This window comes from Caballeronia sp. Sq4a (genome assembly GCF_023170545.1).
Taxonomy (GTDB): domain Bacteria; phylum Pseudomonadota; class Gammaproteobacteria; order Burkholderiales; family Burkholderiaceae; genus Caballeronia.
On record NZ_CP084251.1, the window covers coordinates 813,712 to 840,580 of the forward strand.

The window sequence follows — 26,869 nt, forward strand, 5'->3', positions numbered from 1 at the left end:
CATCGCATGAATTCGTCGCACCCGCCGCTTTTCGGCATTACCGGGCGCTCCGGCCAGGGCAAGACCACGTTGATCGAAGCCCTGCTGCCGTGGTTTCGCGCGCAGGGACTCACGGTCAACGTCATCAAGCATAGTCATCATTCCATTGAGTTGGAGCCGCCGGGCAAGGACAGCGCGCGCTTTCGTCGCGCGGGCGCGAGTGAAGTGCTGATCGCGTCGCCGTATCGCTATGCCATCTTGCACGAACTCAGCGATGAACCCGAGCCGCCGCTCGCGGCGCTTGCCGCGCGCCTTTCGCACGCCGATTTCGTGATCGTGGAAGGCTTCGCGCGCGAAGCCATGCCACGGCTCGAAGTCGTGCGGCCGTCGACGGGCAAGGACCCGCTCTATCTGACCGATGTCGAGATTCTCGCCATCGCAACGGATAACGCCGCCGCCATCGAATCAGCCTTGCCTGTGCTCGCCCTCGATGACATAGAGGGCATCGGCGCGTTCGTCTGCGCGACGCTCGGCATTGCGCTGCCTCGCTAAGCGAGCCGTTCGATCAGTTCGCGATGCTGCGGATAAAGCGCCGCGAGTTCATCGGAACGGGCCAGCTCGAACTCGCTGAATTCGAAGCCCGGCGCAACCGTGCACCCGACAAGCGACGCGCCCGACGCGATGCTGCATTCCGCGGCGAACCAGTTGCCCGCTTGGACGACCGCCTGAAACACCATGTCGACATGCTGCGTCATATCGCCCAGCCGGTGCGTGGTGAGCGCGCCGTGCGCATCGAGCACATGCACGAGAAGTGGATCGCCCGCATGGAAGTGCCAGACTTCGTCCGAGCGTATGCGATGCCACGCCGAATGCGCGCCTTCGCATAGCAGATAGTAGATCGCCGTCGATGCCGAACGCGTTTCGCTCGCGCCCTCGCGCGTCACGCGCTGCTCTGCGCGATACGTCTCACGAAAGTAGCCGCCTTCGGGATGCGGCTGCAGGTCGAGGCGCGTGATGAGGGCTTTGGCATCGAGCGGTGCGGGCATGGCAGTATCCTTTTGCAAGCGTGGTCACGGTTCGCGTATTCTGCATGCTCATGCAACATGAGGCGCACGAAGCCATGACTCTTTCTTCGACCTTGCTGCAAGCCATCGCGCCGACAGGCGTGCTGCGCGCGTCCGTCAATCTGGGCAATCCCATTCTTGCGCACCGCGATAGCGAAGGCGAGCCCGGCGGCGTATCGGTCGATCTCGCGCGGGAACTGGCGTCGCGGCTCGGCGTAGACGTCGCGTTCGCGGCTTTCGACACCGCGGCGAAATCGGTGGAGACCGTCACGAATGAAGCGGCCGATATAGGCTTCTTCGCGATCGATCCCTCGCGCGGCGCGGGCATCGCCTTCACTGCGCCTTACGTGTTGATCGAAGGCTTCTACCTCGTGCGCGACGACTCGCCGCTCACGCGCAACGACGAAGTGGACCGCGCGGACAATCGCATCGTGGTCGGCAAGGGCAGCGCCTATGACCTCTTTCTCACGCGCGAGATCAGGCATGCGCAGATCGTTCGGGCGGCTTCGTCGCAAGCGGTCGTCGAGACCTTTCTGCGCGACGGGCTCGAAGTGGCTGCGGGTGTCAAGCAGCAACTGGAAGCCGATGCCGCGCGCACGCCCGGCCTGCGTCTCTTGAACGAACGCTTCATGGTGATTCAGCAGGCGATGGGGCTGCCGAAATCGCGCGGCGAAGCAGCCGCCGACATGCTGCGCGAATTCGTCGAAGACGTGAAACGTTCGGGTTTCGTCGCCGAAGCACTGGCGCGGCACGGGATCAGGGGCGCATCCGTCGCGCCGGCCGCGAGCGTGTGACATGAGCGACGTAAGCGTGTCCGTCACCGACTGGATCGACGAATCGTTCGAAGAGGAAGTCGCGGGCGGGCTTGCCGCGTTCAATGCGGCGCAGCTCGGACCGAGCGGACATCGCGATCTCGCCGTGTCACTCTACGTGGACGACGCGTTCGTCGGCGGACTTGCGGGCTTTACCGCGTGGAACTGGCTCTTCATCAAATGGCTCTGGATACGCGAGGACGCGCGCGGCCGCGGCCTCGCCACGCGCGCCCTCGACGCGGCGGAAGATGAAGCGAAAAAGCGCGGTTGCGCCGCCGCCTGGCTGGATACGCTCAATCCGCACGCGCGCGACCTCTACGCGCGCTGCGGCTATCAGACGTTCGGCGAGTTGCCGGGCTTCCACGGCGAACGATCGCGCTACTTCATGCAGAAGCGCTTCTAGTCCTCACGCGCTCGCGTTGAGCCGTTGCGCGACGCGCTGCGTGATGTCACGCCGCGCCGCCAGCGACGCAGCCTCGTGCTGTCGCACCATCTCGACCACATCGGGGCTCGCGCGGTCAGGATCGCCTGCATCGAAAGGCGGCGCGGGCGCGTATTCCATCGCGAGCTGGATCGCCTGCGCGCCCTGCTCGCCGATGAGTTCCGCCGCGAGCGTCAACGCGAAGTCGATGCCCGCCGTAATGCCGCCGCCCGTCAGCACGTTGCCGTCGCGCACCACGCGCCCGCGCACCGGTATCGCGCCGAGTTCGGCGAGCAGCGCGTGATACGCCCAATGCGTCGTCGCCCGCTTGCCGCGCAGCAACCCGGCCGCGCCGAGGACGAGCGCGCCGGTGCAAACGGACGTCACATAGCGCGCGTCCGACGCTTGCCGGCGCAGGAACGCGAGCGTCTCGTCGTCCTCCATCAGCGCGCCGACGCCTCCGCCGCCAGGCACGCACAGCACGTCGAGCGCTGGGCAGTCGGCGAATGTCGTGTCCGGCGTGAGCACCATGCCCGCCGTCGATCGCACCGGCTCGCGCGTCTTCCAGATCAGGTGGACCTCTGCGCCGGGCATGTGCGCGAAGACGTCGTAGGGGCCGGTCATGTCGAGTTGCTGCACGCCCGGAAACAGCAACAGGCCGATGTGCAAGGTCATCGCTTTCTCCTTGGTCGATGTGAGTGGACGAACCCATGCTACCCGGCTACGCTATGGCGAAATCGACAGCCAGCCCACGTTTTCCGCCACCATGAGCCGCCCTTCCGATCCGACGCCGCGCGACGTCGACGTGCTCGCCTTTCCCGATGTGCAACTGCTCGATGTCGCCGGGCCGCTGCAAGTGTTCGCGTCGGCGAACGAGCTGGCCGTGGCGGCGGGCATGCCGCGGCCGTATCGCGCGCGGGTGATCATGCCCGGCGCGGCGGCGACGGCTTCGGCGGGACTCGGCCTCGTCGGTCATCCGCTGCCGGCGGCCGACGCGCCGTGCGACACGCTGATCGTCGCGGGCGGCTGGGGCGTGCATGGCGCGGTGCGCGATACGGCGCTCGTCGACTGGCTGCGCGAACGCGCCCGGCACGCGCGGCGCACCGCGTCCGTGTGTACCGGCGCGTTTCTGCTCGCTGCGGCGGGCCTGCTGAACGAGCGCCGCGCCGTCACGCACTGGACCCGCTGCGAGGAGCTTGCCGCGCGCTTTCCGGCCGTGCGCGTGGAGTCCGATCCCATCTTCATTCGCGACGGCGCCGTCTGGACGTCGGCCGGCGTGACGGCGGGCATCGATCTGGCGCTGGCGCTCGTCGAAGAGGATCTCGGGCGCGCGCTTGCGCTCGAAGTCGCGCGCCATCTCGTCGTGTTCCTGAAGCGCCCCGGCGGGCAGGCGCAGTTCAGCGCCGCGCTGTCCCTGCAAAAAGCGGGCGACCGCTTCGGTGAGCTGCACGCGTGGATCGCCGAGAATCTGGCGGCGGATCTCTCCGTGGCGACGCTCGCCGCGCGCGTCGGCATGAGCGAGCGCAGCTTCGTGCGCCATTACCGCGCGCAAACCGGCGTGACGCCCGCGCGCTCCATCGAACGGATGCGGCTGGAAGCCGCGCGGCGTCTTCTCGGCGATACCGCGCTGCCCGTCAAGCGCGTGGCGGCGCGCTGCGGCTTCGGCACCGAGGAAACCATGCGGCGCGGCTTCCTGCGCTCGCTCGGCGTGTCGCCGCAGGCCTACCGCGAACGTTTTGCGGGCAGCGGCGCGTCCGCTGGCTGACACGCTCTCGCACGATTTTTTTCCCTGAAGCTCAAGCCTGTATTCTGGCTGCCGTTAGCCCGGTAAGAGCGAACGCTCGAAAAAGAGCGGACCGCCGCCTCGGCGGTCAACGAAATCCGAATGGCCTGGAGCGCCGATGAGTGTGTTTTCCGCGTATAACGCGCCCGTTTCGACGCCCGGCGCGCCCGGAACCGACGTGTCCGATGCCGACCCGATCGAGGCGTTGCTGCGCGACGCCGCCGCGACGGGTTGCGGACAGGCGTGGGCGTGGTATCGCGCGGGTGAGCAGTTGCATCTCGCGCGGCGTGGCGACGCCCCGCTCGTCTGGCCGCGCAGCATCCCCGAGGAGCGCCTGGAGGGCCTCTGCGCCGCGCATGGCTGGCACCGCTGGCCGACGGGCCGCGGCGAAGGCGTGCTCGGCTGGCTGCTCGCGCCGCTCGCGCAACGCGACGACGCGCATCTCGCCGAGCTCGCGCGGCGTCTGGGCGAACGCGTGCAGTCCGACGCCCTCGCGCGCGCGCAACTTACGCAGCGCGTGCTGTACGAGATCGCTTATCTGGCGAGTTCGGTGCCTGACCGCGCCGGGTTTCTGCGCTGCGTGCACGAGCGCCTCGGCACGCTGATCGACGCGGAAAACTTCTATCTCGCGCTGTACGACCGTAAGACCGGCAAGATCACGTACCCGTATTACGTGGACGTGATCGACAAGGACGTCGTCGAAGCGGACAACTTCGATATCCTCGACCCCGATCATCTCTCGATGACAGGCCGCGTGCTGACGAGCGGCAAGCCGCTCTTCGTGACCACGGCGGACATCACGGCGGCCGAGCGCGAGGGCCGCTTCTACTGCCTCGGCGACCGCCCCGAGTTCTGGATGGGCGCGCCGCTGAAGAACGCGTCCGACGAAGTGTTCGGCATGCTCGCGATGCAGGTCTACGACGTCTCGCGCATCTATACGGCGGAGGACCGCGCGCTCTTTCTCGTGGTGGCGCGGCATGTCGCGATGGCGCTCGACCGCATCCTGCATCGCGCGGATCTCGAAGAAAAGGTGGCGCGCCGCACGTCGGAACTATCGCAACTGAACGCCGCGCTGCGCCACGGCATTGCGGAGCGCGAGCGCTCCGAGCATCTGCAGGCGGCGCTCTATCAGATCGCCGAACTGTCGAGCCGGCCGGGCGACACGATGGAGTTCTTTCGCAGTCTGCACGGCATCGTCGGCGAACTGCTCTATGCGCGCAACTTCTATATCGCGCTGTACGAGAAGGAAACCGACGAGGTGTCGTTTCCGTATTACGTCGACGAGATCGTGCACGAACGCCCCGATCCGCGACGCGGCCGGCGCGGCTTGACGGAATACGTGATCCGCGAGCGTCGCCCGCGGCTGATCGATCATCAGGAAGCGGTGCGGCTCATCAGCGAAGGCGCGTTCGAGGCAGACAGCGATTCGGTGCGGCTGCGCTCGTGGCTCGGCATTCCGCTTTTCGACGGCGATGTCGTGCGCGGGGTGCTGGCCGTGCAAAGCTATTCGCCGCTCGTTCGTTACTCGTTGCGCGATCAGGAACTGCTGACCTTCGTATCGCGCCATATCGACACGGCTCTCTCGCGCCGTCGCGACGCCGAAGCGTTGCACGCCGCGAATCTCGAACTCGAAGCGCGCGTGCAGGCGCGCACGCGCGAACTCGACGAAGTGAATGCGCGCCTCGTCTATGAGAATTCGCATGACTCGCTCACGGGCTTGCCCAACCGAAGCCATCTGATGCAGCGGCTTCAGGGCGCGTGGAACGACTATCGGGCGCGCGGCCACGATCTTTCGGTGATGTTCATCGACCTCGACCGCTTCAAGGTCGTGAACGACAGTCTCGGTCATCATTTCGGGGACATGCTGCTCGTGCAGGCCGCCGCGCGCCTCGGCGCCTGCGTGCGCGCGTCGGATCTGCTCGCGCGTCTCGGCGGCGACGAGTTCGCCATTCTTTCGCCGAACGCGGTCGTTCAGGATGCCGTCTCCATCGCGAAACGCATTCTCGCGGCCTTCGATCTGCCGTTTCATATCGAAGAGCACGTGGTGTTTTCGTCGTGCAGTATCGGCATCGTCAGCGCGGACAGTCAGTTTCATACCGAGCCCGCCGATCTGTTGCGCGACGCCGATACCGCGATGTATCGCGTGAAAAACGCGGGACGCGACAGCTTCGTCGTGTTCAATCAGGAATTGCGCCGGCAAGTGACCGATCAGGTCGAACGCGAAGGCGCGTTGCGCAATGCAATGAAACGCGACGACGAATTGCTGCCCTACTTCCAGCCGATCGTCGATGTGAAAAGCGGTGAAGTGGTGGCGCTGGAAGCGCTGATTCGCTGGCGGCAGGCGGATGGGCGCATCGTGGGGCCGGGGGAATTCCTGCCTGCAGTGGAAGGGCTGCGGCTCATCGGCCGACTCGATCTCTACATGCTCGAACGTGTCGCGGCCATTCTATCGAACGAGCGTTTCGTGCACTGGCCGCCGGTTCACGTCAACTGTTCGAGCTATAGCATGACGCGCCCCGAGTTCGCCGACGACGTGCTCGCGCTATTGCGGCGCTATCGCGTGTCGCCATCACGCGTGTGCCTCGAACTGACCGAAGGCGCGCTCGTCGCCGAACCGGATCTCGCGCGGCGCACGATGCAGCGGCTGGCCGATAACGGCATGTCCGTCGTGCTCGACGATTTCGGCTCGGGCTTTTCGTCGCTCAGTTACGTGCATCAGTATCAGTTCAGCGGCCTGAAGATCGACAAGTCCTTCATTCTCGAACTGACGCGCAGCCCGCGCAGCCGCGCTATCGTGCGGGCGATCGTGCGCATGGCCGAATCACTCGACCTGACGCTCGTCGCCGAAGGCGTCGAAGATGCGGCGACCCTCGCGGTCCTGCGCGACATGGGCGCCGCGCAGGCGCAAGGCTACTTCTTCGACAAGCCATTGCCGCTCGAAGCCTTGACGCGCGAATCGCTCGCGCCGCGTTCGACGACGCACTCGCTGCTCTGATCGCGAACGGCGATCAGGGCATGCCGCCGAGCGACGGCGAAATGATGCTGCCCGGCTCGCCTTCTGCGGGGCCGCCCGTCGTCGTCGCGGCGCGCGTGGAGACAGGCGCGTGGTTGCGAGTGCAGGCGTCGAGCGTGTCGCTTCCCAGACATTGCTGGAACGCGTCTGCCCTGTCTTTGCCATCGAACGTATAGATGGTCTCTTCGACCTTGATCTCGGTATCGGAGAGTCGCTCCGCGGAAATAGTCATGCGCGTGTCCTCCTTCTGACGTTTGTTACGGGTTGCGTAGCATCAGTCGCGCCCGGAACAAGCCTGCACGGGTATGCGCGTTGCTGCCCTTTCGACGTTGCAGATCAACTGGAAAGGAGGCGCTATGTCACAACATCCCGCGCAGTCGCAGGACCAACGGCATCTGGACGAGCCGGGGCCGGACGCCATCGCGCGCGCGCTCAAGGGCGCGGAATATCCGATGCACAAGGAAAAGCTGATGGCGCTGGCGAAAAGCAACGGCGCGGACGGCGAAGTGCTGGCCGTGCTCAGGAAAATCGCCGATCGCAATTACGACAGTGACTCCGCCGTGCTGCGCGAAGCGGCGCGCGCCGAATGAATCATCGTACGAGGCAATCCAATGGCTGAAACCCCGAAAGCACCCGATACACACGACAAATCGCACGCGCCCGGCGGCAACGAGCTGAACAATATACGGCCGGAGGATGTAGATAGGGTTATCCCGCGTCCGGGCGAAATGATGGAACGCGACGAAGCAACCGACCCTGACAAAGTCAGTACGAACCCTGACGATTCCGGAAGCCGACCGCGGCCGCTATGACGCCATAAATAAATTAAATGAATGCCGAGGCAATTTCCAATGATGCAGGCGGCGAAGTCGCGCTAGGATGAAAGAGCGTCGATTTGAGCGCCGCGCTGCACGCGCTCAGGAAAACAACCGCGCAACGGCACGGCATCCGTCGGCCGCTCAATGCACAAGGAGGCTCTATGAAGTGGGAAACCCCTAGCTTCACCGATATGCGCTTTGGCTTTGAAATCACGATGTACATTGCCACGCGTTGATCGGCACATCCGCATGAAAGCAAAGCGGCCGCGATAAGCGGCCGCTTTGCTTTTGCGCTTGTGTTTTTGCGCTTGTGCTTCGTGAATCAGTTTCCGCGCGGCGGCACGTCCTGTCCCGGCGATGCCGCGACGTCGCTGACCTGTCCGCCTCGTCCCGCCGGCTCCGGACGATTGCCCGAGCCGAGCGGCACTTCCGCCGTCTGATGCGGCTGCTGATCCAGACGACGATTCTCCGGTTCCACTTCGCCCGCATTCGGCTGACGCACGCCCTGATGCGGATCGCCGCCCGTCGCCGCGCCCGGTCCCGGAAGATTGCCGAACGAACCGCCGCCGGTGGCTCCGCTGCCTGCATCGCCGAGCGGCTTGTCGGTGCTGCCCGGTCCTTCGATACGATCGTTGTTGCTCATCGCTGGCCTCCTTTGCTCAGGTACTCAGGGAATCAGCAACGGGCATTCCCACAGCTTTGCGGACGAAGGTTCGGCAATTGCTACTCGCTTCCAAAAGTCTCGGAGAACGCATGCCCATGATTCCGTTTACGGCCTTGTCACCCCGCCCCTTCGCGTAAGGTCCTCATGGCCACGACCCCGCAGCCCGGCGTAGAGCCCGATCAAATACCGGACTCGCTCGACGCTTGTCATCGTTGCGCGTTGTACAGAGACGCGACGCAAGCGGTCCCGGGCGCCGGTCCGCGCCACGCGCCGCTGATGATCGTCGGCGAACAACCGGGCGATCAGGAAGATTTGCAAGGCAAGCCCTTTGTCGGTCCGGCTGGCGCGATGCTGGACCGCGCGCTCGAAGAAGCCGGCGTTGCGCGCAAGGAAGTCTATGTGACGAATGCCGTCAAGCACTTCAAATGGGAACCGCGCGGCAAGCGCCGCATGCACAAGACGCCGGCCCAGCGCGAGATCGACGCGTGCCACTACTGGATGGACCGCGAGACGGCCGACATCGACCCGAAGGTGATCGTCGCGCTGGGCGCGACCGCGCTCAAGTCGGTGCTGCGCGATTCGAAGGCCAAACTGCAAGCGTCGATGGGGCACCCTATCGAGCACGAGGGGCGCGTGGTCGTCGCCACGTATCACCCATCGTATGTATTGCGCGCGCCCGACCCGGACACGCGCCATGCTGCTTATCAGGCTATCGTGGATGCGCTGCGGGAAGCGCATCGGCTGATGAAACATAAACGTTAATGGAGGAACCGTCATGCCGACGGAACGCAAGACCAAGAAGACCGGAGGAAGCGCGGGCAAGACGGGTTCGGGCAAGCGCAGCACCACACGGCAGCGCCATACGCTCGCGAGCGATCACAAGAAATCCGGAAGCAAGAAAGCGAAGTCCGCCAATTCGACGCACCGCTGGTCGCATCATGTGATGGAAACGAGCGACGCGATGGATATTCAGCGCGATATCTTCAAGAACGGCAACGCCGAAGAAATTGCGCAGTCGCTCAAACGCTCGTCGACCGAGAGCAAACGGCGCAAGGGCACGCCGTTCCAGTCGGCCATGTCGATGCTGAATTTCTATATCAATCGAGCCGGCCGCAACTTGCCGAAGACGCGGCGCAATACGCTCGAGCAAGCGAAGCGGCACTTGCGCGAAGCATTCGGACGCAAGCCCTGAAGACGAACGCACCGCTTGGCACGTCACCGCGGAATAGTCTTTGCTTCTCGCCAAGGCATACCAACCTAGGAGACAGTCATGGCGCAAGAACCTCCTCTCAGTCCGGGCGATGAAGCCGAGCCGGGCGCACCCGGCACCGGCGAAGACATCTGTCCCGACTGCAACGGCACAGGCAAGCAAGACGGCGGCGATTGTCCCACTTGCGACGGCACGGGAAAGATCGTGCAGGGCATCGGCGGAGGCTGATGGATGGCGCTTTCCGACGCGCGAAAGTGCCTACGCGTAACGCTCGTGGCGATGCTGACCGTCTCGTGCAGCATCGCGCTCGCGGATGACTATCCGACTGACTTCGGGCCCGATCCCGAGCTTCCCGCGCCGCGCCGCGCGTTGTTGCCGACGGTGAACATCGCGCCCGCGAAGCAGTGGGCGGATGGCCAGAAGCCCATATCGCCAGCGGGCTTCGACGTAACGGCTTTCGCGTCCGGGCTCGATCATCCGCGCTGGATCATCACGCTGCCCAACGGCGACGTGCTCGTTGCCGAGAGCAATGCTCCCGCCGAGCACGATACGAACTCGGGCATCAAGGGCGCCGTCATGAAGAAGGTGATGAAGCGCGCGGGCGCGGGCATGCCGAGTCCCGATCGCATCGTGTTGTTGCGCGATGCCGACGGCGACGGCGTCGCGGAAACGCGCACCGTATTCATCGATCATCTGCATTCGCCCTTCGGCATGGCGCTGGTCGGAGATGATCTCTATGTCGCCGATACCGATGCCGTGCTGCGCTTCGAGTATCGGACAGGCGAAACGACGATCGAATCGACGGGCGAAAAATTCATCGACCTGCCCGCTGGGCCGATCAACCATCACTGGACCAAGAACATCATCGCGAGTCCGGATGGCAAGCGGCTGTATGTGACGGTCGGCTCGAACAGCAACGCGGCGGAGAACGGCATCGACGCAGAGAACGGGCGCGCGGCCATCATGGAAGTGGATATCGCGAGTAGACAGACCCGTCTCTATGCAACGGGACTTCGCAATCCGAACGGAATGTCGTGGCAGCCGCAAACCGGCGCATTATGGACAGCCGTGAATGAGCGCGATGAACTCGGTAACGAGCTCGTCCCCGACTACATGACGGCGGTGAAGGACGGTGCGTTCTATGGCTGGCCTTATAGCTATTACGGCCAGCATGTCGATGATCGCGTCAAGCCGCAGCGCGCGGATCTGGTCGAGTCGGCCATCGTGCCTGACTATGCGCTCGGCGCGCATACGGCCTCGCTCGGTCTCGCGTTCTACGACGCAAAAGCCTTTCCGCAGCATTACTGGAACGGCGCGTTCATCGGTCAGCACGGGTCGTGGAATCGCAAGCCGAGAAGCGGCTATAAGGTCATCTTCGTTCCGTTCCAGGATGGCAAGCCTTCCGGTCCGCCCGAAGATATCCTGACCGGTTTTCTTTCGGCAGACGGGCATGCGCTGGGGCGTCCTGTCGGCGTGGCCGTGGACCACGCAGGCGGCCTGCTGGTCGCCGACGATGTCGGCAATACGGTATGGCGGGTCGCGCCAAAATCGAAATAACATGGCCGCCCGCAAATCCGCATCGAAGGCAAGCGCTGCTCCGAAGACGAGTCTCTTCGCGCTTGCCGAACGGCAGATCGTCGGCTTATACGATGCCGGCGTGCTCTCGCCTGCGGTGCTGCAACATGTGATCGCGGCGTATGCCGGGAGCGGCATCGACTGGACGGAAGCTGGCACGCTGCATACCGTCGACGATCACACCGTGCAGGAAGCGGTCGTGCTCATCATGATGCCGGGCCGCGCGCTCAAGTCCGCGCAGAAGGACTTCGTCTCCGTCATGGATGATCTCGCGGGTGCCGGACAAGCGACCGCCGCGCCCGCGCAAGACGACGAGGAAGCAGACGAAGAAGCCACTGACGACGAAGACCTGCTCGATCAGCTCGGCGGCAAGCGCACGAATGCGCGCCGCGCGAAAGCCTCGGCCGACGAGGAAGCGTCGGCAGAGAAGCGCCGGTCGTTCAATCCTCTCGTCGGCGCGCGCCCCATGCCGAAGCATAAGTAACGTGCACTCAGTGCGGCACGCCGTCCATGATGAGATCGCGCAAGTCGTCCATGTCAAAAGGCTTCGCGAGAATCGGCACGCCGAGATGCTTCGCGCGTTCGATCTCGTCGGCATAGCCCGTCATCAGCACGAGCTTTTGCGATGGCAGCCGCTTCGTGATCTGCTCCGCGAGGTCGATGCCGTTCATCTTGCCGGGCATCTGCACGTCCGAGAGCACGAGATCGAAGCTGTAGCCCTCGCCCATGAGCGCGAACGCCGCATCCGCGCTTTCCTCGTGATGCACGGTGCACCCGAAGACTTCGAGCACGGCCATGACGCCCGCCGCGACGTCGGTGTTGTCTTCCACGAGCAGCACCGACATGCCTTGGAACGGATGGTCGTCGTCCGCCACTTGCTGCGGTTTGGCCGGCGGCTTCTCCTTCTCCATCTCGACGGGCTTAGCCGGAGGCGCCGTTACCGGTCCGTGATGCCTCGGCAGATAAAGCCGAACCGTGGTGCCCGCGCCCGGCACGCTCGTGATGCGCGCGCTGCCGCCCGCCTGTTCGCACGCGGCCAGCACTTGCGAGAGTCCGAGACCCGTGCCCGCGCCGCGTACCTTGGTCGTGAAGAGCGGTTCGAACGCGCGGCGCAGTACGGCTTCGCTCATGCCTTCGCCGTTGTCCGTCACGGAGATGAGCACGTATTCGCCATCGGGCAGATCGGTTTCCGCGCCACGCAAACGCGCGTTCTGACAGCGAATGACGATGCGCCCGCCATGCGGCATCGCCTCGCTCGCATTCGCGACGATGTTGACGAGCGCCAGTTCGAGTTCCACGGCATCGGCCATGATGGGCCACACGTCCGCTGAGAACTCGACCGTCAGCGAGACCGACGGATGCACCGCGCGCTTCACGATTTCGAGCATGCTTCTGATCCACGCGGCGGGGTCGATGACTTCCTGCTTCAGCGGATGCTTGCGCGCGACGCTCATCAGCCGCCGCGCGAGCGACTCCGCGCCGGCCGTCGCGCGTTCCACCGCGAGCACTTCGCTCTCGACATCGTTGAAATGCTTGCGCCGCGCCAAGGCCATGTTCGACGACACGACCATCAGCAGGTTATTGAAATCGTGCGCGACGTTCGCCACCAGATTGCCGAGCGCGCCCATGCGCCGCAATTGCCGCGTCGATGCTTCGACGGAAAGCCTCGTCGCGACTTCCGCCTGCCAGCGTTCCCACGCGGCGCGCTCCGCGTCGAGCCGGCGAATGGAGAACGCGATGAGAAGCCATACGGCCATGCATGGCAACGCCGCGATCGCTGCGACGAGCGCGAGGTTCTGCCGCCATTGCGCGCGCACGACCGACGTCGCATAGCCGGTCGCGACATAGAGCGGAAAATCGCCGACACGCCGGTAGGCAAGCACGCGCTCGACGTGATCGATGGTCGATGTCATGCGCACGCGTCCGAAGAGCTCGTTGTTGCGAAACGCGTCGGTGAACGGCGTGTTGTTCGCGGCTTGCGACGACGCCGGGCTCGGCGGATAGCGCACGAGAATGCCGCCATCGCGCCGATAAAGACCGATCACGAGTGCTGAGTCGCCCGCTGCGATCTCGCGATAGAAGTCGACGAAATAATCGCGATTCAGCGCAATCGACACCACGCCGAGAAACTGCCCGTTATGGCTGATGCGCCCCATCGTCGTCGTGAAGACGTCCGATTGCGCGACCTTGCCGCGCAACGGCAATGAGAAATACGTGACCGGCGCGAACGCGCGGGCCGAGAGGAAGTCGTCGCGCTCGGCAATCGACACGTCCGGCGCAGGATACCGGCGGCTATTCACGAGCAGCGCGCCGTTCGCGCCGAAGACCGAAATGGCGGCGACCTGCGCGAGCGTGCCGCTCATGTCGTCGAGCGCGCGATGCAAGGCTTCCTCGCGCAACTTGATGTCCGCGTCGCCACTGTCGCCCAGCATGTCGACGACGCGCGTCTCCAGTTGCTGATTCAGGTCCAGCACTTTGAGCGCGTGCTCGTTCGCCACGCGCGCGAGCCGCTCGGTCAGGTCGCTGGCCTCGGCGAACCGGCGCTGATAGTCGTAATAGCCGTAGATAGCGAGACAGGCAAGCGGAACGGCGACAGACGCGGCCAGGACGAGCAGCAGCACGCGTCGCGTCAACGAGAAGTTGCGCGACGGGAGCGGCAAATCGAAGGACCCGGTCTCTGTAGGATTCAAGCTCTCGGCCTTGTTGGGGATCGGCCGGTATATCGTAACCGGCGAGCACGCATCGGCATAGCAAGCCGACCGTGACCGGGCCGCGATTCTCGTCAATCGAAGGTTCTGCATCAATCAGGCAAAGCACGCGTCGCTTTGCCGGTTCCGCGCCGGTCATGTCGGAGCGGTCGGTTTCAGCGAAGCGCATGCCCGGGCTTTTTTCCCCGTTTTGCGCCGGCTCGCGGCAAGTTGCTGATCCGGCCGGCGGCGGCATGCAAAATGCCAATGCGGTGCATCTTGCATGCAATCCGGCGCTGACGGCCGGAGGGCGAACTGCGAGTTCAGCCGGCCATTTCTCGATCCGGCGTCGAAGAGATGCGATGGATGGCCAGGTCCGCGCCGTTGAACTCGTCCTCGCGGTCGAGGCGCAGTCCCACCGTCATCTTGATGACGCCGTAGACGGCAGCGCCGCCCGCGAGCGCGAGCAAGACCGCGCCGACGGTGCCGATGCATTGCGACCACATCGACACGCCGCCGATGCCGCCGAATGTCTTTTGCCCGAAGACGCCTGCCGCGATGCCGCCCCACGCGCCGCAGAGGCCATGCAGCGGCCAGACGCCGAGCACGTCGTCGATCCGCCAGCGGTTCTGCACACAGGTGAACATCTGCACGAACAGCACGCCCGCCACGGCCCCGACGATCAACGCGCCCAGCGGATGCATCACGTCGGAACCGGCGCATACCGCGACCAGTCCGGCCAGCGGACCGTTATAGGCAAAGCCCGGATCGTTGCGCCCTGCGACCCACGCGGCGAGAGTGCCGCCGACCATCGCCATCAGTGAATTCACCGCAACCAGGCCGCTAATTTTGTCGACCGTCTGCGCGCTCATCACGTTGAAGCCGAACCAGCCGACCGCGAGCACCCATGCACCGAGCGCGAGAAAAGGAATGCTCGACGGCGGGTGCGCGGCGATGCGTCCGTCCTTGTGATAACGACCGTGGCGCGGCCCGAGCAGCAGCACCGCCGGCAACGCGACCCAGCCGCCGAACGCGTGCACGACGACCGAACCGGCGAAGTCGTGAAACGGCGCACCGAAAGCCTGCGTGAGCCACGACTGAACGCCGAACCGTTCGTTCCACGCGATGCCTTCGAGCAATGGATAAATGAACCCGACGATCACGCAGGTCGCGAATAGCTGCGGGTTGAACTTCGAACGCTCGGCGATGCCTCCCGACACGATCGCCGGCACCGCCGCCGCGAACGTCAAAAGGAAGAAGAAGCGCACGAGCGCATAGCCGTTGTGCTGCGCGAGCACGTCGGCTCCGTGCATGAACTGCACGCCGTATGCAATGTTGTAGCCGATGAAGAAGTACGCGAGGGTGGATACGGCGAAGTCCACGAGGATCTTGACGAGCGCGTTCACCTGATTCTCGCGCCTGACTGTTCCGAGTTCGAGGAACGCGAAACCCGCGTGCATGGCAAGCACCATGGCGGCGCCCAGCAATAGGAACAGGGTGTCGGTACCGGATTGAAGTGCCTGCATGTCGGCGGACGTCTCAAAAAAAACGGCGACATGTGCAAAATCCGGGCCATCCGCGCATTTGGAGTGCAATTGCGTGCTCGAAAGCTGTGCGGCCGCTTAAGGACAGTGCAACGCCCTTATCACGCAAAGCCGCGGCCGATCCGTCTTGGTGCGACCGCTTCGTTAATGCGCAATGCAAGTGCATTTTGCGAACGGGATGGTGCATGCAGCATGCAATCCGCCGCGCGCCAGAAACCCCACCAGCTCCAACGGCTACTTACAAAATCTTGTCAAGTTGTGTAATGATACTGATTCTCATTTAGCGCCGTGCAGCCAAGCCGGAGGCAAATGACGCGTGGCGGACAAACAGGCGTCCGTCGACGTTCCGAATCCACTAACAAAATATCGGGGAACGATATGCTGAGGAAAACGCCGCTCGCCGCGGCCCTGGTCAGTGTGGCAACGGTGCCGATGGCCACGCCGCTTCACGCGCAAACGGCAACAGAGAACACGCGAGCCGCCGCCTCCGTTCAGAGCGGCTCAGCAGTCAGCACCAGAGACGCCGCAGGCGCGAACGCAGATTCCGCCACGGCCGAGCCGGAAACCGCCGCCCTGCCCGCCGTCAAGGTGACGGGACAAAGCGACACGTCGCGCGACTTTCAGCCCGAAGTATCGAGCGTCGGCGCAAAGGTGCCCACCGCATTGCGCGACATTCCCCAAGCAGTCGTCGTCGTGCCGAAAGCGGTTCTGCAATCGCAGGCGGTCAGCTCGTTCTCCGACGCGCTGCGCAACGTGCCGGGCGTCACGCTCGGCGCAGCGGAAGGCGGCCAGATCGGCAATAACATCAACTTGCGTGGCTTCACCGCGCGCACCGATATCTATCTCGACGGCTTCCGCGACCGCGGCCAGTACTATCGCGATACCTTCAACCTCGAATCCATCGATGTGCTGTACGGGCCGTCGTCGTTGTACTTCGGGCGTGGCTCGACAGGCGGCGTCATCAATCAGGTGAGCAAGCAGCCGGAGCTGAAGCCGCGCGCCGATGTATCCGTGCAAGCGGGCACGCACGACCGCTACCGCACGACCGTCGACATGAATCAGCCGATGACCGAGACTTCCGCGTTTCGCATCAACGCGTTCGGTCAGGACCTGGGCTCGACCCGCGATCAGATGAAGAGCAAGGATTACGGCGTCGCGCCGGAAGTGAAGTTCGGCATCGGCACGCCGACGCAAGTGACCCTATCCGCCCTCATTCAGCACAACCGTGATCAGCCCGACTACGGCATTCCGCCGCTCAACGGACATCCGGCGCCGGTCGATACGAAGACGTTCTATGGCTTCACCGACGACCGCACCATTCAGGACGTGCAAACGCTCAACGCGCGCGTGGAGCATCGCTTCAACGATGTCTTCACGCTGCGCAATCAGACGCAATTCAGTCACTACAGCACCGAAGCGCGCGCGACGAACGCGGCCGCCGTGCTGACTGGACCGCTCGGCACATCCCCTGCACTGACGAACGGAAACTACACCACGCTGCCGCTTTCTTCGCTTTACGTGCGACTGCAAGGCAAGGACCGCAACATCAACGACCACTCGGTCTACAACACGACCGACTTCGAAGGCAAGTTCGCGACGGGCTTCCTCAAGCACGACATGCTCGTCGGCGTCGATTTGAGCCACGAGACCTATAGCAACCAGAGCTTCACCGCGACCACGCCGGGCCTGCCGTCCAATACGCTCGCGATCGTGCCGCTTGTCGATCCGACCTATACGACGCGTCCGTCGAATTATCGCGAGGTCGCCACCAATCTTGCGGAATCCAGCGCGAACGGCATCGGACTGTATCTCAACGACACCATCTCCTTCGGCGAGCATTGGAAGTGGATCGGCGGCGTGCGCTGGGATCGCTATGAAGCATCGATTCATAACTCGATCAACGCACCGGGTTATGCCACGCAGACGAACTACTTCACGAGCGTGCGCACCGGCGTCGTATGGCAGCCGACCGAATGGCAGTCGTATTACGTGTCGTATGGCACGTCGTTCAATCCGTCGCTCGAAGCCCTCACGCTGACCAACAACCAGCAGAACACGCCGCCGGAGAAGAACCGCTCATATGAGATAGGCTCGAAGTGGGACCTGCTGAACGGCGGGCTTTCGCTGACGCAATCGCTCTTCAACATCGAGAAAACCAACGCGCGCACGCAGGTTTCCACCGGCGAATACACGCTCGATGGCGATGTGCGCGTGCGCGGCTATCAGCTCGGCGTCGCCGGCCACATCACGAACAAGTGGCAGGTGTTCGGCGGCTATACGTACATGGACGGCACCGTAGAGAAGGCGCTCGACGGCACCACCGGCCACACGCTCGCCAACACGCCGCATCACATGCTGACGCTGTGGTCCACGTATAACGTCACGCCGAACTGGGAATTCGGCGGCGGTCCATCGTACGTGTCGTCGCGCTATGCGGCCAACAACAACCTCGTGCAGGTCGGCGGCTATACGCGATGGGATGCAATGGCCGCGTATCATCAGAAACGCTACGATATCCAGTTCAACGTGGTGAACCTCACGGACAAGAAGTACTACGATGCCCTGATTCCGTCCGACGGCGGACGCGCGGTGCCGGGTCTTGGCCGCACGTTCCTCGCGACGTTGAATTACCGCTTCCGCTGATGCACCTTTGACCTTAAGCGCGCGTCACTCGCACGTTGGCGCGCGCAGCGACATCACCGAGCCCTTGCCATGATTCTTTCGATACCGGGCGTCCTGAGCGCCGAAGACGCCGCTGCGATGCGCTCGCGCCTCGAAGCCGACACCGACTCATGGGTCGACGGCCGCGCCACCGCGGGTTATCAAGGCGCGCCCGTCAAACGCAATCAACAGATTGCCGAAGGCTCCGCCATTGCCCGCGAAATGGGCGATGTGATCGTCGGTGCGCTCGAACGTCATCCGCTTTTCATTAGCGCGGTGCTGCCCAACCGCGTGTATCCACCGCTTTTCAATCGCTATGCAGGCGGCATGCATTTCGGTAGTCACGTCGATGGCGCCATTCGCATCGTGCCGGGCCACGGAGCCCGTGTTCGCACGGATGTATCGATCACACTCTTTCTTTCGCGCCCTGAAGATTACGACGGTGGCGAACTTGTCATCGAAGACACATATGGCGTGCAGGAAGTGAAGCTTCCCGCGGGCCATGCGATCGTGTATCCGGCAACGAGCCTGCATCAGGTGCGTCCGGTCACGCGCGGCGCGCGCGTGTCCAGCTTCTTCTGGGCGCAGAGCCTCGTGCGCGACGATGCGCAACGTGCGCTGCTTTTCGATCTCGACAACTCGATACAGCGTCTCAATGCGACGAATGGCGACGAAGCCGCGAAGCGCTCGCTCGTCGGCTGTTATCACAACCTTCTGCGCATGTGGAGCGAAACGTAAGGACGTGAGCGGAGTCATCGCCGGCAATTGCACCAGCATGAAATTAGACAAAGCGCAAAAGACTGCATCCTGAATAGTCGCGCAATGACATGCGACTATGAAAGCGCCCATGAATACCTATAATCGCGGCGGCGCTCGCAAGCCTCTGTTGCCTCCGACCCTCGCGCACTGCCGCGATAAGCCAGTCATCACGATCTATTCGGAACCGGCGCCAACGTGCGTCCGTGTTTGCGCGCCCGTTCGTCCTAACGGGGCGAAGCGCATGCGAGCGCTCGATTCATTCAGTGTTCGTGGAGTATTTGATGTTGGAAGACCGCATTCGTTGTGCCGCGCTACGCGCAAAGATCACATCCGCAGCCGATGCAGCGCAATTCGTGCGCAATGGCATGCGCGTGGGCTCAAGCGGCTTTACCCGCGCCGGCGATGCGAAAGCGGTACCCCTCGAAATCGCGCGCCGTGCGCGTGAGGAAAGCGATCCGCTGCGCATTACGCTGATTACCGGCGCGTCGCTCGGCAACGACATCGACCGCCTTCTCACGGAAGCGGGCGCATTTGAGCGTCGCTTGCCGTTTCAGGTCGATGCCACGTTGCGTCGCGCCATCAATCGCGGCGACGTCATGTTCGTCGATCAGCATCTGTCGGAGACCGTCGAGCTATTGCGCGACCAGCGCCTCGGCGCACTCGATATCGCGATCATCGAAGCTGTGGCGATCACCGAGTCGGGTGGCATCGTGCCGAGCACATCGGTCGGCAATTCAGCGACCTTTGCGATGTTGGCGCAAAAGGTCATCGTGGAGATCAATCTTGCGCAGCCTTTGACGCTTGAAGGCTTGCACGATATCTGGTCGCCCGCGCCGCGCCCGTCACGCGCGCCGCTGCCGATAGTTAGTCCGAGCGATCGTATCGGTGGCACTTGCATCGACGTTCCCATCGAAAAGATCGCGGCCATCGTCATCACGAATCAGCCGGACAGTCCTTCGACCGTGCTGCCCGCAGATGAAGAGACCGCGCTGATCGCCGGTCATCTCGTCGAGTTCTTTCAGCACGAAGTGTCGCGCGGCCGCCTGCCGAAGACCTTGCCGCCGTTGCAGGCCGGCATCGGCACCATTGCGAACGCGGTGCTGTCGGGATTCGCCGCGTCGCCCTTCGAAGCACTCACGCTCTATTCCGAGGTGCTGCAAGACTCGGCTTTCGATCTCTTCGATGCCGGCAAGCTCGCCTTCGCGTCGGGCGCGTCGATGACGCTCTCGGCCAAACGCCAGGAACAGGTCCTGAACGATCTTGATCGCTATCGCGACCGGCTCGTGCTGCGCCCGCAAGAAGTGAGCAATCATCCCGAAGTCATTCGCCGGCTCGGACTCATCGCGATCAACACCGCGCTGGAAGCCGATATCTACGGCAACGTGAATTCGACGCATGTCGGCGGCACGCACATGATGAACGGCATCGGCGGCTCGGGCGACTTCGCGCGCAATGCATCGTATGCAGTGTTCGCGACGAAATCGATTGCGAAGGACGGCTGCATTTCGAGCATCGTTCCAATGGTGCCGCATTGCGATCACAACGAACACGATGTGGACGTGATCGTGACCGAGCGCGGACTCGCTAACCTGACCGGCCTTGCGCCTCGTGAACGTGCGCTGACGGTGATCGACAAGTGCGCGCACCCGCTGTATCGCGATTTCTTGCGCGACTATTACCGCGACGCACAAGCGCGCGGTGGACAGACGCCGCATTGCCTGGAGAAGGCTTTCGCGCTGCATGAACGCTTCACGCGTACCGGTTCCATGCTGCAATGCGGCAGTACAACGGACTGTTGAGCACCGCGAATCGGCGCACAATGACGCGAGCGTCGCTCGAAGCCGGGCGAACAGGAGGAAGCATCATGACCGCCATCACGTGGGTTCTTGCCGCCGACGAGCATCGCGCCCGCATCTTCGAAACGCGCGGACTCAAGGTCGATCTTCAGCAAGTGGAGGACATCAGGAATACCGCTCCCGCGCGAAGCGACGCGAGCGGTAAAGACCGCGAGACCTTTGCCCGAGCCATTGCCGCGTATCTCGAACAGGCCCGGTTGCAGCATCGCTTCAACCGATTGCGTCTTGCCGTGGACGCAAGATTCCTCGGCGTGTTGCAAGCCTGCTTGAGCAGCGAAACACGCATGCTGGTTTATGACGACAACGACAACGGCGCCGTGAGCGGGCAGCGCTACGTGGAACGTCGATGAACGTCGATGAACGTAGATGAACGACGCGCGCCGCTCGCTCGCGCGGCGCGCGCGAATCGTTATGCAGGCTGGATGTTCTGATTACTGCGGAACACGTTCTCCGGATCGTAACGACGCTTCACTTCTGCGAGCCGCTCGTAGTTCGGTCCATAGGCCGCTTTCACGCGATCACCCTCGTCGCCCGTCAGGAAGTTCACGTAGACGCTGCCCAGCGCATGCGGCGTCAATGCGGTGAACATGTCGCGCGCCCATTGCGTGCAGGTGTCGTCGTCCGCCGCTTCCGTCCAGCGACCGTGTATGTTGATGGTGAATACCGAATCGCGATTCGCGTAAGCGGTCGCATTCGAGGGAACGCGGTTCGTCTGGCCGGCCATCGCGCCGATGAAGATCTCGCAATGCGGCGACGGCAATGCCTTCACTGCGTCCGTGAGAATGCGCAACGTCTCGTCGTTGAGCGCGGCGAAGTTGTGAGACTTCCAATAGTTGCGCGCGCCGGGTGTCAGCAACGGATCGAACGCCTTCTGCCATGCAGTGAAAGGCATCGGGCCGAGGTGCTCGCCATACGGCGTGCCGAATTCGCGCACCGCCTGCAACGCCTCGGGACCGCGCCCGACATCACCGATATAGCAGCACGCCAGCGCAATGACCGGCTTGCCATGCACCTCGGCCGGCAGGAACGGGAGTGGGGGCGCCAGGCGCAGGACCGCCCATACCGTCAGGTCGTCGGGCGCGTCGGCGATGAACGCGCGATACTTCGGCAAGACCTGCTCCGCCTGTTCGAGCGGATACACGACGAGCCCGCCATAGATCTGCGGCCCCACTTCATGCAGGCGGAATTCGAACATCGTCACGATGCCGAAGTTGCCTCCGCCGCCGCGCAGCGCCCAGAAGAGTTCCGGCTCCGATTCCGCGCTGACGCGGCGCCACGTGCCGTCTGCCGTCACGATGTCCGCGGCGACGAGATTGTCCACCGTCACGCCATATTTGCGGCTGATCCATCCGAAGCCGCCGCCTAACGTGAGACCCGCCACACCCGTCGTCGAGTTGATGCCGAGCGGCGTCGCGAGACCGAAGGCCTGTGCTTCGTGATCGAAGTCGGAAAGCAGCGCGCCCGGCTCGACATAGGCGCGTTTCGCTTGCGGATCGATACGGACCGACTTCATCGCGGACAGGTCGATCATGAGTGCATCGTCGCTCACCGCGCTGCCCGCGATATTGTGCGCGCCGCCGCGTATCGAAAGCAGCGCGCCGTGTTCGCGCGCGAAACCGAGCGCCGCGATCACGTCGGCCGTTCCCGCGCAACGCACGATGAGCGCCGGGCGCCTGTCGATGGTTGCGTTCCACACCTTGCGTGCTTCGTCGTAGTCGGAGTCGGTGGGCGAAATGACTTTGCCGCGCACGGCGGATTTGAGCGTGTCGATTGCGTCGACCGGGAAGTTGATCATGGATGACCTCGCTGCATGAGAAGCGCGCCGCGACGTGCCCGACCTGCCATCTGGAACGTGAAAGCGCAAGAATTCCGCTTCGCGCGCCACCGACGCCAAGCATCGGAGAGGAAGCGGATTGCGATGACGGACATGTTCGTCCGCTCGTTGATTAAAGTCTTGCGATTACGAAATGTAAAGACGAGGAGCCGCAATTTCGTGCACAACATCTAGCATGCATCGGCCAAAGTTTCCGAAAACGCGCGTTGTGAAAGGCAGCACTCCGTTCATTGCTTCGCATCCCTTACTTCATGCGCCGTTAAGGATGCATTGCTTACATAGACCACTTCGACTTAGAGGCGTTAACAGAATGACTTTTGCAGCTGCCGCCAGCATATGATGCAGCAAGCGATTTTGAGGAAAGCCTCGTGTATGAAAGCGAGCCGTTCGAAGCGGATGCGCAGTCGGCGGAAGTTGTGAAGCCACGAAATGGTCCGCTCCACGACCCAGCGTGTTTTGCCCAGCCCGCTTCCATGAGGCTGACCGCGTCGAGCGATTTCGGTTGCAATGCCGGCGGCATGCAGTGGACGTCGGTATTTGTCGTGGTCGTAGCCTCTGTCGCCCTGAACGACCCGAGGCTTCGATAGCGGTCTGCCACGCTTGCCGCTGATGGGCGGAATAGCCTCGACCAGCGATTGAAGTTGAGTGACGTCGTTTCGGTTGGCGCCGGTCAGTATCACCGCAAGCGGGATACCCTGGGCCTCGGTGATGAGATGGTGCTTTGAACCGGGTCGCGCGCGGTCTGTGGGATTCGGTCCTGTTTTTGACCTGAGCCCACAGCGCGGATTGAGGAGGAATCGACGATGACGCGAGACCAGTCGATTTGGTCGGCTGCGCGCAATCGCGCAAGCAGCACCTCGTGCAACTGCTCCCAGACGCCGGCGGCCTGCCAGTCACGCAAACGACGCCAGCAACTCATGCCACTGCCGCAGCCCATCTCGCGAGGCAATAGGTCCCAACGCAGGCCCGTCTGTAAGACGAAGAGGATGCCCGTGAGCACCGCACGATTATGGAGCGGCCTGCGCCCTGGGTAACGGGTTCGTCGTGGGTTGGGCGGGGGCAGCAGCGGTTCAATGAGTGCCCACAGTTCGTCGTCGAGTATCGGCTTGGCCATGTCCTTTTCGTCGTCGAAACAATGAAAAGGTTAACAGCATTCATCGAGAGTTAACAGCCCCTTCGCTCATTTTGTTAAGGCTTCTTAGCGCTGATCTGCGAAACATTGTTGAATGTCCTTACACCAAAGCAACAGGCGTCAACGCGTGACGAATGGGAACGTTGGTTGGGCATGGCAGATCACCCGGTCTGCATGTTCACAGTAAGGAAGTTCGACATGAAAAAGCTGTTTGCTGCTGCTCTCATCGCCTGCCTGTCGGCCGGTGCATTTGCCAAGTCACACGAAGCCGAGCGCCATTTCCGACTCGAGCGCAAGGAGCATCGCGAGCGCGTCGATGAGGCACGCGAGCGCGATGCCCGCAACGAACGCGAAGCGCGTGCGGCGCGTGAAGAGCACAAGCGCCAGGAAGAGATTGCCCGTCACGACGCAGCGCCGGGCAACGCGCACGTCGAAGTCCACCACGACGAGGCAAACGGCCTGCACGTCACGCACTAAGGCGCGTAGATCGACAAGCCGTTGATTCGAACGAGCGCCTGCGGGCGCTCGTTGCATGCGTAGCGACGGATCAATAGCCGAACGCGCCGCTTCCGGTCGGGAAGTCGATCGTTCCCTGGTCTGAGAAGCGCGCGCCGCCAAACGGCCCGCCTGCGAGACGACCACGCGCCACGTACGACACCTTGGTCACCTCGTCGCCGCTTGCGAAGCCCAACGCTTGCCGCGCGACCGACCACGCCGACACCGTCACCGGCACGGACACCACCAGTTCGCCGAAACGCGGCACCGATCCGCGCTGCGGACTCACGCCGCTCGCGAAGGCGCGGCCGTTGACATCGAGATCGAGCGCGACGCCGTCGAAGTCGATCGGCGTATCGTTCGGATTCTGCACGCGCAGCTTGACGGCGAAGCGCATTTCGAGCCCCTGCCCTTCGAGCGGCTCGATGCCCGCAACGCTGACGCGCAACGCATCGCGGTTCATGAAGCCCGCGCATCCGCCGAGCACGAGCGTGGCCAATACGAAGAGGACGAGAAAGATGCGGTTTCGCGCTTGATTCATATGCATGGGTCGAGGTCCGGTAGCGTAGTGAGAACTGGCAGGATTCTATTGCGATCAGACGCGCAACGCGTTGAGCAGCATGCGGCCATACGCATGATGAAACCAGACACCGTCGGCGACATAAAGTGCCGCAATCCACGCAGCGCCGACGACGATCAGGTCGCAATGCCCGCTCGTCCACAATCTCAACGAATGGCGTCCACCGATCCAGGGGACGCCGAGCGGGTTCGGCCAGTCCGCGAGCAAATGCATGATGCCGCCGCACGCGAAGCCGAATGCCAACGGCACGGCGGGTTGTTTCCCGAGCAGATGCCATGACAACGCCAGAAGCGCGGCCCAGCCCACGCCCCAATGCGTGAGCGTGCGATGCGTGATCCACAGCTTTCGCTTGCGGGTCCACCACGCCACTTCGAGCCAGTCCGGCGCGGTCGCCCCGATCACGCCGCCCAAAACGGCCAGCGTACAGGACAGATAGTCGACGCCTGCTGCCTTCGTGACCAGCGCCGCCGCGATGATTCCCGCCGCCCATCCCGTCGCATGATGGGCCTTGCTCGATGCCATGTGAACCTGCCTTGAACCGCTTGCTTAAGAAAGCGCGCATATTCGCACGGCGCATGCTTCAGTGTGCGACGCGATACACAAACTTACGCAATTGCGTGCGCTGGGGCACCATTCGCGCAGGGTGGCGGCGAGCTCGCGCGTCTATGACTAAAATGATTGATGGCAACGTTGCGCGACTACCGCGCGCGTCGACGTATCCCGCCAAGGCCCTCTATCTCGTCAGCCGTCATGCAACACCTGAAATACCTGAGCGCCTACCCGAGCACGCTTCAGGAAAAGGTGCGCCGACTCATCGCCCAGCAGCAGCTCGGGCCGTATCTCGACGCGCGCTATCCCTCGAAGCACGCCATCCAGTCGGACCGCGCGCTGTATCAGTACTGCGCCGATCTGAAGAACGAATTCCTGCGTGTCGCGCCGGCCATCGACAAGGTCTGTTATGACAGCAAGCTCGACGTGCTACGGCACGCGCTCGGCCTGCATACCGCCATCTCGCGCGTGCAAGGCGGCAAGCTGAAGGCGAAGAAGGAGATCCGCATCGCGTCGTTGTTCAGGGACACGGCGCCCGAATTTCTGCGAATGATCGTCGTGCACGAACTCGCGCATCTCAAAGAGAGCGACCATAACAAGGCGTTTTATCGCCTGTGTGAGCTGATGCAGCCGGGCTACCATCAGATCGAGTTCGATCTGCGTCTGTATCTCACGCATCGCGATCTGATGCGCAATCATACGGTCTGACGTTCACTCGGCCGACCACGCCAGCGCGGCCGCGTAGCCGCGAGGCGCGGCGAGCGACACTGCGCGATACGCGCCTGCTTCATCGGACAGCGCATAGCGCGCGCCATCGCGCGGCAGGACCGAAAAGCCGTGCATCGCCAGTGCGCGGCTGCCGATGCCCACGCCATGCGCCTTCAGCAGCGCCTCTTTTGCGGTCCAGCATGCGAGGAAAGCGTCGGACTGATCGGCTTGCGGCAGGGCGTCGATGATGCGCTGGTCCGCAGCATGCAGAACGGTCGATTTCAGTTCGCGCCAGTCGAACGAATGCCGCGCCTCTTCGATGTCGACACCCACGCGCCGCTCGAATGACATCGCGATCAATCCATGCTCGCCCGAATGCGCGACGTTGAAATCGGGCGCGTGGGGGATGGCGAGCGTGGGACGGCCATTTGTATCCGAAACAAGCGCGAGACTCGCGGGTGAGCCGCCGAGTTGCGCGGCGAGCAGGCGGCGCAGCGCGGCGCGCATCGTGGCAAAGCGGGCGGCATCTTCATGTCGCAGGAAGCGGGCTGCGCGTTGGAGCTCGTCGGCATGCAAGACGCCCTCGGCTGCTTTCGGCAACGGCGCGTTGAGATCGATGTCGACGAGCCATACGCGGACGTCGGCGGGGGCTTCGGTCGGCGAGAGTGTGCATGGCGCTGTCATTTGGAGTTGCCGTTGTGGCGAGGTGATTGGATATGCACCGG

The 26,869-nt window shown here is 63.4% G+C and carries 29 protein-coding genes; 18 read left to right on the top strand and 11 right to left on the bottom strand.

Translation table 11 applies throughout. The features are described from left to right. Window positions 1–6 precede the first annotated feature (6 nt). The gene (gene mobB / locus LDZ24_RS17680; RefSeq protein ID WP_248322529.1) at window positions 7–531 is read left to right on the top strand and encodes a molybdopterin-guanine dinucleotide biosynthesis protein B; all 525 of its coding nucleotides are present in this window, start codon (window positions 7–9) and stop codon (window positions 529–531) included. Here mobB and LDZ24_RS17685 read toward each other — a convergent pair. After that, window positions 528–1,025: a cupin domain-containing protein gene (locus tag LDZ24_RS17685; RefSeq protein ID WP_248322530.1), complete on the bottom strand. Its 498-nt coding sequence runs from the start codon at window positions 1,023–1,025 to the stop codon at window positions 528–530. The two genes, mobB and LDZ24_RS17685, sit on opposite strands and share 4 nt — an antisense overlap. Window positions 1,026–1,099: 74 nt before the next feature. Here LDZ24_RS17685 and LDZ24_RS17690 point away from each other — a divergent pair, with 74 nt between their 5' ends. Together LDZ24_RS17690 and LDZ24_RS17695 are read left to right on the top strand one after the other, a co-directional pair. After that, a complete protein-coding gene (locus tag LDZ24_RS17690; RefSeq protein ID WP_248322531.1) occupies window positions 1,100–1,837 on the top strand; it encodes an ABC transporter substrate-binding protein in 738 nt (245 codons plus the stop codon). 1 nt (window position 1,838) lies between these two features. Next, window positions 1,839–2,258 (top strand): N-acetyltransferase, encoded by a 420-nt coding sequence (locus LDZ24_RS17695; RefSeq protein ID WP_248322532.1) that lies wholly within the window; start codon window positions 1,839–1,841, stop codon window positions 2,256–2,258. A 3-nt stretch (window positions 2,259–2,261) separates the two neighbouring features. Here LDZ24_RS17695 and LDZ24_RS17700 read toward each other — a convergent pair whose 3' ends face one another. After that, window positions 2,262–2,951, bottom strand: a complete 690-nt coding sequence (locus LDZ24_RS17700; protein ID WP_248322533.1) for a DJ-1/PfpI family protein — start codon at window positions 2,949–2,951, stop codon at window positions 2,262–2,264. A 91-nt stretch (window positions 2,952–3,042) separates the two neighbouring features. Here LDZ24_RS17700 and LDZ24_RS17705 point away from each other — a divergent pair, with 91 nt between their 5' ends. Together LDZ24_RS17705 and LDZ24_RS17710 are read left to right on the top strand one after the other, a co-directional pair. Beyond that, complete coding sequence (locus LDZ24_RS17705) at window positions 3,043–4,041, top strand: GlxA family transcriptional regulator (protein ID WP_248322534.1); 999 nt, start codon at window positions 3,043–3,045, stop codon at window positions 4,039–4,041. A gap of 136 nt (window positions 4,042–4,177) precedes the next feature. Further along, on the top strand, window positions 4,178–7,054 hold the full coding sequence (locus tag LDZ24_RS17710) for an EAL domain-containing protein (RefSeq protein ID WP_248322535.1): 2,877 nt from the start codon (window positions 4,178–4,180) through the stop codon (window positions 7,052–7,054). 13 nt (window positions 7,055–7,067) lie between these two features. On the opposite strand, the gene LDZ24_RS17715 is transcribed toward LDZ24_RS17710, so the two are convergent. Next, the gene (locus tag LDZ24_RS17715) at window positions 7,068–7,304 is read right to left on the bottom strand and encodes a hypothetical protein (protein ID WP_248322536.1); all 237 of its coding nucleotides are present in this window, start codon (window positions 7,302–7,304) and stop codon (window positions 7,068–7,070) included. A gap of 124 nt (window positions 7,305–7,428) precedes the next feature. Between LDZ24_RS17715 and LDZ24_RS17720 the strand changes: the two genes are divergently transcribed. Further along, window positions 7,429–7,662, top strand: coding sequence for a DUF2795 domain-containing protein (locus LDZ24_RS17720; RefSeq protein WP_175941298.1), 234 nt, complete (start codon window positions 7,429–7,431; stop codon window positions 7,660–7,662). Window positions 7,663–8,051: 389 nt separating this feature from the next. Beyond that, the gene (pqqA, locus tag LDZ24_RS17725) at window positions 8,052–8,126 is read left to right on the top strand and encodes a pyrroloquinoline quinone precursor peptide PqqA (protein WP_008353049.1); all 75 of its coding nucleotides are present in this window, start codon (window positions 8,052–8,054) and stop codon (window positions 8,124–8,126) included. Between the two features lie 86 nt (window positions 8,127–8,212). On the opposite strand, the gene LDZ24_RS17730 is transcribed toward pqqA, so the two are convergent. Next, on the bottom strand, window positions 8,213–8,533 hold the full coding sequence (locus LDZ24_RS17730) for a hypothetical protein (RefSeq protein WP_175941294.1): 321 nt from the start codon (window positions 8,531–8,533) through the stop codon (window positions 8,213–8,215). A gap of 165 nt (window positions 8,534–8,698) precedes the next feature. On the opposite strand from LDZ24_RS17730, the gene LDZ24_RS17735 reads away from it, so the two are divergent. The 5 genes from LDZ24_RS17735 to LDZ24_RS17755 all read left to right on the top strand — a co-directional run bounded on the left by LDZ24_RS17735 (window position 8,699) and on the right by LDZ24_RS17755 (window position 11,823). Then, a complete protein-coding gene (locus tag LDZ24_RS17735; RefSeq protein ID WP_248322537.1) occupies window positions 8,699–9,316 on the top strand; it encodes a UdgX family uracil-DNA binding protein in 618 nt (205 codons plus the stop codon). 13 nt (window positions 9,317–9,329) lie between these two features. Further along, window positions 9,330–9,746, top strand: a complete 417-nt coding sequence (locus tag LDZ24_RS17740) for a DUF3175 domain-containing protein (RefSeq protein ID WP_248322538.1) — start codon at window positions 9,330–9,332, stop codon at window positions 9,744–9,746. 78 nt (window positions 9,747–9,824) lie between these two features. Beyond that, window positions 9,825–9,992: a hypothetical protein gene (locus LDZ24_RS17745; protein ID WP_175941287.1), complete on the top strand. Its 168-nt coding sequence runs from the start codon at window positions 9,825–9,827 to the stop codon at window positions 9,990–9,992. Window positions 9,993–10,043: 51 nt separating this feature from the next. Then, a complete protein-coding gene (locus LDZ24_RS17750) occupies window positions 10,044–11,321 on the top strand; it encodes a sorbosone dehydrogenase family protein (RefSeq protein WP_248323335.1) in 1,278 nt (425 codons plus the stop codon). 1 nt (window position 11,322) lies between these two features. Next, window positions 11,323–11,823, top strand: coding sequence for a hypothetical protein (locus tag LDZ24_RS17755; protein ID WP_248322539.1), 501 nt, complete (start codon window positions 11,323–11,325; stop codon window positions 11,821–11,823). Window positions 11,824–11,830: 7 nt separating this feature from the next. On the opposite strand, the gene LDZ24_RS17760 is transcribed toward LDZ24_RS17755, so the two are convergent. Further along, window positions 11,831–14,029 carry a hybrid sensor histidine kinase/response regulator gene (locus tag LDZ24_RS17760; RefSeq protein WP_248322540.1) on the bottom strand — a complete coding sequence of 733 codons (2,199 nt, stop codon included), beginning with the start codon at window positions 14,027–14,029 and terminating at the stop codon, window positions 11,831–11,833. Window positions 14,030–14,349: 320 nt separating this feature from the next. Continuing rightward, window positions 14,350–15,552 carry an ammonium transporter gene (locus tag LDZ24_RS17765; RefSeq protein ID WP_206469388.1) on the bottom strand — a complete coding sequence of 401 codons (1,203 nt, stop codon included), beginning with the start codon at window positions 15,550–15,552 and terminating at the stop codon, window positions 14,350–14,352. 396 nt (window positions 15,553–15,948) lie between these two features. Between LDZ24_RS17765 and LDZ24_RS17770 the strand changes: the two genes are divergently transcribed. From LDZ24_RS17770 to LDZ24_RS17785, 4 genes are all read left to right on the top strand, one after another. Continuing rightward, entirely contained in the window at window positions 15,949–18,213 is a 2,265-nt protein-coding gene (locus LDZ24_RS17770; RefSeq protein WP_248322541.1) for a TonB-dependent siderophore receptor, read from the top strand. A 69-nt stretch (window positions 18,214–18,282) separates the two neighbouring features. After that, window positions 18,283–18,969, top strand: a complete 687-nt coding sequence (locus LDZ24_RS17775) for a Fe2+-dependent dioxygenase (protein ID WP_248322542.1) — start codon at window positions 18,283–18,285, stop codon at window positions 18,967–18,969. A gap of 302 nt (window positions 18,970–19,271) precedes the next feature. After that, entirely contained in the window at window positions 19,272–20,789 is a 1,518-nt protein-coding gene (locus LDZ24_RS17780) for an acetyl-CoA hydrolase/transferase family protein (RefSeq protein ID WP_248322543.1), read from the top strand. Between the two features lie 65 nt (window positions 20,790–20,854). Beyond that, complete coding sequence (locus LDZ24_RS17785; RefSeq protein WP_248322544.1) at window positions 20,855–21,196, top strand: host attachment protein; 342 nt, start codon at window positions 20,855–20,857, stop codon at window positions 21,194–21,196. A gap of 59 nt (window positions 21,197–21,255) precedes the next feature. On the opposite strand, the gene LDZ24_RS17790 is transcribed toward LDZ24_RS17785, so the two are convergent. Beyond that, on the bottom strand, window positions 21,256–22,641 hold the full coding sequence (locus LDZ24_RS17790; RefSeq protein WP_248322545.1) for an FAD-binding oxidoreductase: 1,386 nt from the start codon (window positions 22,639–22,641) through the stop codon (window positions 21,256–21,258). 341 nt (window positions 22,642–22,982) lie between these two features. Continuing rightward, window positions 22,983–23,794, bottom strand: a protein-coding gene (locus LDZ24_RS17795) for an IS5 family transposase (RefSeq protein WP_248320663.1) whose coding sequence is annotated in 2 segments (ribosomal slippage) — window positions 22,983–23,446 and window positions 23,446–23,794 — 813 coding nt in all. Because the reading frame shifts where the segments join, the coding sequence is not laid out codon by codon here. A gap of 171 nt (window positions 23,795–23,965) precedes the next feature. Here LDZ24_RS17795 and LDZ24_RS17800 point away from each other — a divergent pair. Further along, a complete protein-coding gene (locus LDZ24_RS17800) occupies window positions 23,966–24,289 on the top strand; it encodes a hypothetical protein (RefSeq protein ID WP_248322546.1) in 324 nt (107 codons plus the stop codon). 70 nt (window positions 24,290–24,359) lie between these two features. Here the strand turns inward: LDZ24_RS17800 and LDZ24_RS17805 are convergent, their stop codons facing one another. After that, the gene (locus LDZ24_RS17805) at window positions 24,360–24,854 is read right to left on the bottom strand and encodes an LEA type 2 family protein (protein WP_248322547.1); all 495 of its coding nucleotides are present in this window, start codon (window positions 24,852–24,854) and stop codon (window positions 24,360–24,362) included. A 48-nt stretch (window positions 24,855–24,902) separates the two neighbouring features. Then, entirely contained in the window at window positions 24,903–25,409 is a 507-nt protein-coding gene (locus tag LDZ24_RS17810; RefSeq protein WP_248322548.1) for a metal-dependent hydrolase, read from the bottom strand. Between the two features lie 228 nt (window positions 25,410–25,637). Here LDZ24_RS17810 and LDZ24_RS17815 point away from each other — a divergent pair, with 228 nt between their 5' ends. Further along, window positions 25,638–26,144: a M48 family metallopeptidase gene (locus LDZ24_RS17815; RefSeq protein WP_244849998.1), complete on the top strand. Its 507-nt coding sequence runs from the start codon at window positions 25,638–25,640 to the stop codon at window positions 26,142–26,144. Between the two features lie 3 nt (window positions 26,145–26,147). On the opposite strand, the gene LDZ24_RS17820 is transcribed toward LDZ24_RS17815, so the two are convergent. Next, entirely contained in the window at window positions 26,148–26,828 is a 681-nt protein-coding gene (locus LDZ24_RS17820; protein WP_248322549.1) for a 4'-phosphopantetheinyl transferase superfamily protein, read from the bottom strand. Window positions 26,829–26,869 lie beyond the last annotated feature (41 nt).